At 69.2% G+C, this 5,997-nt stretch carries 6 protein-coding genes; 5 read left to right on the top strand and 1 reads right to left on the bottom strand.

Annotated elements, in window-relative coordinates; genetic code table 11:
* Positions 1-493: 493 nt before the first annotated feature.
* Both VF697_RS33005 and VF697_RS33000 read left to right on the top strand, forming a co-directional pair.
* Positions 494-679, top strand: coding sequence for a hypothetical protein (locus tag VF697_RS33005; protein WP_331101236.1), 186 nt, complete (start codon positions 494-496; stop codon positions 677-679).
* A 65-nt stretch (positions 680-744) separates the two neighbouring features.
* Positions 745-1,086, top strand: a complete 342-nt coding sequence (locus tag VF697_RS33000; RefSeq protein ID WP_331101235.1) for a DUF2845 domain-containing protein — start codon at positions 745-747, stop codon at positions 1,084-1,086.
* Positions 1,087-1,091: 5 nt separating this feature from the next.
* Here VF697_RS33000 and VF697_RS32995 read toward each other — a convergent pair whose 3' ends face one another.
* Positions 1,092-1,745, bottom strand: coding sequence for an NAD(P)-binding oxidoreductase (locus tag VF697_RS32995; RefSeq protein ID WP_331101233.1), 654 nt, complete (start codon positions 1,743-1,745; stop codon positions 1,092-1,094).
* A gap of 187 nt (positions 1,746-1,932) precedes the next feature.
* Between VF697_RS32995 and VF697_RS32990 the strand changes: the two genes are divergently transcribed.
* The 3 genes from VF697_RS32990 to cglD all read left to right on the top strand — a co-directional run.
* A complete protein-coding gene (locus tag VF697_RS32990) occupies positions 1,933-2,238 on the top strand; it encodes a hypothetical protein (protein ID WP_331101231.1) in 306 nt (101 codons plus the stop codon).
* 106 nt (positions 2,239-2,344) lie between these two features.
* Positions 2,345-3,721: an L-serine ammonia-lyase gene (locus tag VF697_RS32985; RefSeq protein ID WP_331101229.1), complete on the top strand. Its 1,377-nt coding sequence runs from the start codon at positions 2,345-2,347 to the stop codon at positions 3,719-3,721.
* A 221-nt stretch (positions 3,722-3,942) separates the two neighbouring features.
* A partial coding sequence (gene cglD, locus VF697_RS32980) for an adventurous gliding motility lipoprotein CglD (protein ID WP_331101228.1) occupies positions 3,943-5,997 on the top strand: 2,055 nt, incomplete at its 3' end.

Genomic DNA, 5,997 nt, shown 5'->3' with positions numbered 1-5,997 from the left:
GAGCGCCTCGGGCCAGCTCGCCACGCCCTTCCAGTCATCGATTCGCCCGAGCGCGCGGTACAGCACACCGCCCACCCGCCACGAGAAGGTGAGCCCCGGAAGGCCCCACGGCCCCCGACAGGTGCGGTCGTACACCATCAGTCTCAAACCCACCTGCGACTCCACCATCGCCGCTCCTCCCGCTTCTCCCGGGTAAAGGTACCGCCTCCATCGCGCCGCCGCAGGAGACCACCCTGGAACTCCGGGTGGCACCGGGAGGGAACAGCGCTACCCCGCGCGGGGTAGCGCATTGCCCATCCCTTGCCGCGGCTCCCAGCCGTGCAGAGCCTCCGCGCGGGGGGGAACCATATGCAAGGGATCAAGGGAGGCCGCTGGGGGCTGGGGCTGCTAGGTGCGCTCCTGCTCGCCGTGGCATGTGGCGGTTCCGATGACAGCTGCCCGGAGGGACAGGTGTGTGAGAGTCCCACGGAGCCCAACCCCGAGCGTCGCCTGGATGGCGGAGTCGACGGCGGGGTCGATGGCGGCGACGATCGGGATGGCGGCCGGGACGGTGGTGACGACGACGACCGGGATGGCGGACGGGACGGCGGTGACGACGACGACCGGGATGGCGGCCGAGACGGTGGTGACGACGACGATGATGGGGATGGAGACAATAGCGGGCCGGGTTGATGAATAAATCTCGCCGGCATGACGTCAGGGGCTCGCTCATCCCGAGCCCCTGACCTCCAAGGAGCATGTCCGATGCGCGCCTGGCTCGCGCCCCTGGTCCTCTCGTTGCTCTTCTTCCCGACCCGTGGTGACGCGTTCTCGCTCCGCTGCGGCAGCGATCTCATCTCGGATGGGGCCTCCAAGGCCGACGTCCTCCTCAAGTGCGGAGAGCCGATGCTCAAGGAGAGCCGCACCGAGTACGAGGGGGTGAAGCAGAAGTACAAGGGGCCCGACACCGACACCACCACCGAGCGGGTCGTCCAGAAGAACATCGACGAGTGGACGTACAACTTCGGCCCCCACCGGCTGATGCAGGTGGTGGTGTTCGAGAACGGCAAGCTCGTCGAGGTCCGGAGCGGCACGTACGGGCGGTAGGCGGTTCACCCCGACAGCGCGACCGACTGGTGGAGGAACCGGTCGCCCGTCACGGCGGTGGCCAGGAAGCGCCCCACGTTGCGGCGGGGGATGGTGGTGCGGCGCACCTGCCCCTCGGCGGAGGCCAGCACCTCGTCCTTCGGCTGCGCGTCGGTGAGCCCCACCGGCTGGACGATGACCCAGTCGAGCCCGCTGCTGCGCACCATCACCTCCTGGCGCTCCTTGTCGGCCATCTGCTCCTTGAGCAGCAGCCGGTAGGCCAGCTTGAAGGGCCAGGGCAGCTTGTCGCGCGTCTCCCCCACGCCATAGGCCGAGAGCACCACGAGCCTGCGCAGCCCCTGCCGCTTCATCGCGTCGATGATGAGCCGGGTGCCCCCGGAGCAGACGGTGACGGGCGTGCGCGAGCGGTGGAGCAACCGCACCTTCAGGGGGTTGTCGTTCACCCCGAGCGCCACCACCACCGCGTCCTGTCCGGACACCGCGCTCTCCACGTCCTTGGCGTGCAGCACGTCCCCGGACTGGAGGTGCAGCCGCTCCGAGAGGAGGTCGAGCTGCTCCGAATGCCGTGAGAACGCCGTCACCTCGTGGCCCCCCTCGAGCAACTCCCGCACCGTGGCCCGGCCCGTTCCGCCCGTCGCACCAAAGACGATGACCTTCATGTCCTTCCCCCGTCTCGTACCCGTAGGGACGCCACGCCCCGGGGGCAACCGGATGGAGCCGCAGGGCCCATCCACAGGGAGGCGGCCACACCCCGGGACGGCTTGTCCGTCCTACGACTCTGCGTGCAGCGGGCATCGCGGAGAGCCTTTCCCTCCGCCCCGGGCGCCCTCAGCTTTTAGAGCAACCATGGATCCCACTCCTTCCTCTGATGCTTCCGACAAGCGACGCTTGCTCGTCCTCGCGGGCCTCGTCGCCCTCCCCGTCTATGTCCTCCCCGTCGGTATGTGGGGAGTCCGCGCGCTCTGGCCCCGGGTGCTCCGCGACGTGGCCACCGGTGCCGTCGCCCTGGGCCTGCTGTCCCTCGTGGGAATGAGCCTGCGCACGGTCCCTCGGCTGAAGCCCGACCTGTCGAGCGTCCAGCGCTGGAAGCTGCCCTTCTTGGGCCCCCTCATGCCGGAGGAGTTCGCCGCCTCGGCCGCCTCGGGTCGTTAGACCGCCCTGGGTGACGCACCCCGTCAGGGATCGCGCCCGGGGGCCCTGCGGCACACGGCCCGAGCTTGGGGTATAGGTTCGCGCGCCCCAAGGGCGGGAGGCAGTCGTGTCACTCAGCGTCTTCGACATGTTCAGCATTGGCATCGGGCCCTCGAGCTCTCACACCGTGGGCCCCATGCGGGCCGCGCGGCAGTTCGTGGAGTCCCTCGTGAGCACCAGCGGGCTCGCCGCCGTCGAGTCCGTGAAGGCGGAGCTCTTCGGCTCGCTCGGACACACCGGCAAGGGGCACGGCAGTGACGTCGCCGTCATCCTCGGACTGGAGGGCGATCGTCCGGAGGAGGTCGACTGCGACGCCGTGCCCGCCCGCATCTCCGCGGTGACCGAGACGGCGAAGCTGAAGCTGCTCGGCCAGCAGCAGGTGAAGTTCCGGCCCTCCGAGGACATCGTCTTCCACAAGCGACAGTCCCTGCCCCGGCACCCGAATGGCATGCGCTTCACCGCGGTGCTCTCCGGGCGGAGCGAGCCCTTCATCCGCACCTACTACTCGGTGGGCGGTGGCTTCGTCGTGAACGATGACGGCACCCCGACGACGGCCGGGGGCACGCAGGACCGGAAGATTCCCTACCCCTTCAAGACGGGCGCGGAGCTGCTGGCGCTCTGCCAGCAGCACGGGCTCTGCATCAGCACGCTGATGTTCGAGAACGAGAAGGCGCTGCGGCCCGAGGCCGAGGTGCGCGCGCGGCTGCTGCGCATCTGGGAGGTCATGCAGGCGTGCGTGAAGCGGGGCTGCGAGCGCGAGGGCATCCTCCCTGGCGGGCTCAAGGTGAAGCGGCGCGCGGCGGGCATCCACCGCAAGCTCAAGGGCGACATGCGCGGCACGTCGGATCCGCTGGTGGCGATGGACTGGGTGAACCTCTACGCGCTCGCGGTGAACGAGGAGAACGCGGCCGGCGGGCGCGTGGTGACGGCGCCCACCAATGGCGCGGCCGGCATCGTGCCGGCGGTGCTCCACTACTACCGGCGCTTCGTGCCCAACGCGGATGACGAGGGCGCCATCCGCTTCCTGCTCACCGCGGCCGCCATCGGCATGCTCTACAAGCTCAACGCCTCCATCTCCGGCGCCGAGGTGGGCTGCCAGGGCGAGGTGGGCGTCGCCTGCTCCATGGCGGCCGCCGCGCTCGCCGAGGTGATGGGTGGCTCGCCCGAGCAGGTGGAGAACGCGGCGGAGATCGGCATGGAGCACAACCTCGGGCTCACGTGCGATCCCATCGGCGGGCTCGTCCAGGTGCCGTGCATCGAGCGCAACGCCATGGGCTCCATCAAGGCCATCAACGCCGCGCGGCTCGCCCTCCAGGGCGACGGCAAGCACAAGGTGTCGCTCGACAAGGTCATCGCCACCATGCGCCAGACGGGCGCGGACATGATGACCAAGTACAAGGAGACCGCTCGCGGCGGGCTCGCGGTGAACATCATCGAGTGCTGAGCCGGTGCTCTCGTTCGTCCCATTGGAACTTTCCAATGGGACGAGCTGAAGTGAGCCGAGAGGCTCGTTCAGAGCTTCGCGAAACAGCCGGATGTCTGTCGTAAAATCCCAGCCATAGCGAAACCCGCGAATGAGGCTTTTCAAAGGCGTATGATTCGCGCTCAGCCGTGTGGGGGGGACGGCTTCTCAGACGCGAAACATTCTCTGAAGAAAGAGCCCTCATGAATTTGCGACACCTGTTCAGCGCCACGTTGCTCGTGATGAGCCTGGTGACGGCGTCCGCGTGCACCCCTCCGGAGCCCGACCCCGGTACGCCTGACTCGGGCACCGGTGAGGAGGAGCCGGGCCCCGCGCCACTGCCCACGGATCCCAACGACCCGAACAACGCCACCAAGGACACCGACTGCGACGGCCTGAGCGACAAGGTCGAGTTCGAGACGGCCCATGAAGGCGGGTTGAAGACGCACCCCGGCCGCACGGACACCGACGGCGACGGACTCCCGGACGGTCTCGAGGTGGGTGTCACCACCCCGGTGGCGGGCACCTCCTGCTCCCTCCCCCCGGCCTCCAATGATGGGCTGACGACGAGCCCGGTCCAGGCGGACTCGGATGGCGATGGCCTGAAGGACGGCGTGGAGGACGCCAACCACAACGGCAAGGTGGACGACACCGAGACCGACCCGCTGCGCAAGGACACCGACTGCGATGGTCTGATCGACGGCCCGAACACCGCGAGCACCAAGGGCGAGGACCAGAACGCCAACGGCACCCGCGAGGCCACCGAGACCGAGCCGCGTCGCTTCGACACCGACAGCGACGGCATCTCGGACGGCGTGGAGCGGGGCGTCACCAGCAGCCCGGACCCGGCGAACTGCGGCAAGGTCTTCGTCCCGGACGCCAACCCCAACACCACCACGGACGCCTCGAACCCGGACTCCGATGGCGACGGGGTGGAGGACGGCGCCGAGGACATCAACCAGAACGGCACCGTGGACCCCGGTGAGCTGGATCCCCAGAACGGCACCGACACGACGGGCCCGGTCGCCCAGGTGTGCACCGCCGAGAACCTGCGCCCGGTGAGCTTCCAGTCGGCGGACGGGGCGGACATCAAGCTGGCGCTGCCCCCCTCCTTCACGGAGGTCACCCAGATCAAGGTGGGCAGCGACGTGAAGGGCCTGGTGGGCTACGACAGCACCACGAAGGTCGCCTTCCTCGCCTTCCGCACCACGCCGCCCGCGGGCGCCACCGACCCGCTCGGCGACGAGGAGGCCCTGCGGCCCACCATCAACGGCACGGGCACCCTGAGCAACCGCACCGCCCAGACGTTCAAGACGTGGGAGGGCTTCCAGGCCGTGCAGGCCTTCTATGACCAGGCCGGATCGACCACGGATCTCAAGCGCCGCACCGACCAGCTCGTGAACGCGCTGGTGCCCGGCAGCACGGGCCGCCTCAGCAGCACGGCGGCGGGCGTGACCGGCGACTTCCGGCTCCAGACGGTGTTCGTGCACCGCTCCGCCCAGAGCCTGGTGGTGCTCATCGCCGTGGCGCCCCTGGCGAACGTGTCGGGGACCAACCGCGGCACGCCGGCGGCCTTCTCCGTGAAGGATCTCTCGGATGGCTCCGCGCTCGCCCAGTTCGGCGAGGCCACGGCGGTGCAGTGTGAGAGCTTCACCCTCAACTCGCCCAAGGTGGACTTCCTCTTCGTCGTGGACGACAGCGGCTCGATGAGGACCTCGCAGAACGCGCTGGCCGCCACCGCCCAGTCCGCGGTGAACGCGCTCAACGCCTCGTCCCTGGACTGGCGCATGGCGCTGGTCACCTCGAACTACCACTTCGGGACCGAGAGCAACGCGGCCAGGCTGCGGCGCTTCACCCGCAACGTGAACAAGGTGAGGGCGTGGCTCACGGAGAACAGCACCTGCAACGGCACCACCAAGGTTTGCAGCGGGGTGCCCACCACGCCCCAGACCGCGACCTGTCCCGGTGACGCCACCCAGGGCGCCAACGGCGGCTGCTGGGTGGGCATCGGTGGCAACGGCGCCGAGGGTCTGCTCGGTGCGGCCCGCAAGGCCGTCGACGACATGACGCCGGGCACCGCCTCGGGCGCCACCGAGTCCGACACCCAGGCGCGCCAGGACGCCACCCTCGTGGTCGTGCTCCTCGGGGACGCGGACGATCAGACCAGTGGCTACAGCACCACCAACGCCACCTGCGGCTCGGGCAACAATGACGTCGCTGGCACCGGCTGCGAGGATCTCAACAAGTTCAAGCAGTTC

Origin of the sequence: Archangium sp., assembly GCF_036388035.1 — a bacterium.
Classification (GTDB): domain Bacteria; phylum Myxococcota; class Myxococcia; order Myxococcales; family Myxococcaceae; genus Archangium.
The sequence above is the reverse complement of the archived record's forward strand: the minus strand, read 5'-3'. Positions and strand labels throughout refer to the sequence as shown.

Excerpts from the sequence above, each read along its gene's own strand:
- VF697_RS33005 (WP_331101236.1), top strand. The coding sequence starts at position 494 with ATGGCGGAGTCGACGGCGGGGTCGATGGCGGCGACGATCGGGATGGCG.
- VF697_RS33000 (WP_331101235.1), top strand. The coding sequence starts at position 745 with ATGCGCGCCTGGCTCGCGCCCCTGGTCCTCTCGTTGCTCTTCTTCCCG.
- VF697_RS32995 (WP_331101233.1), bottom strand. The coding sequence starts at position 1,745 with ATGAAGGTCATCGTCTTTGGTGCGACGGGCGGAACGGGCCGGGCCACG.
- VF697_RS32990 (WP_331101231.1), top strand. The coding sequence starts at position 1,933 with ATGGATCCCACTCCTTCCTCTGATGCTTCCGACAAGCGACGCTTGCTC.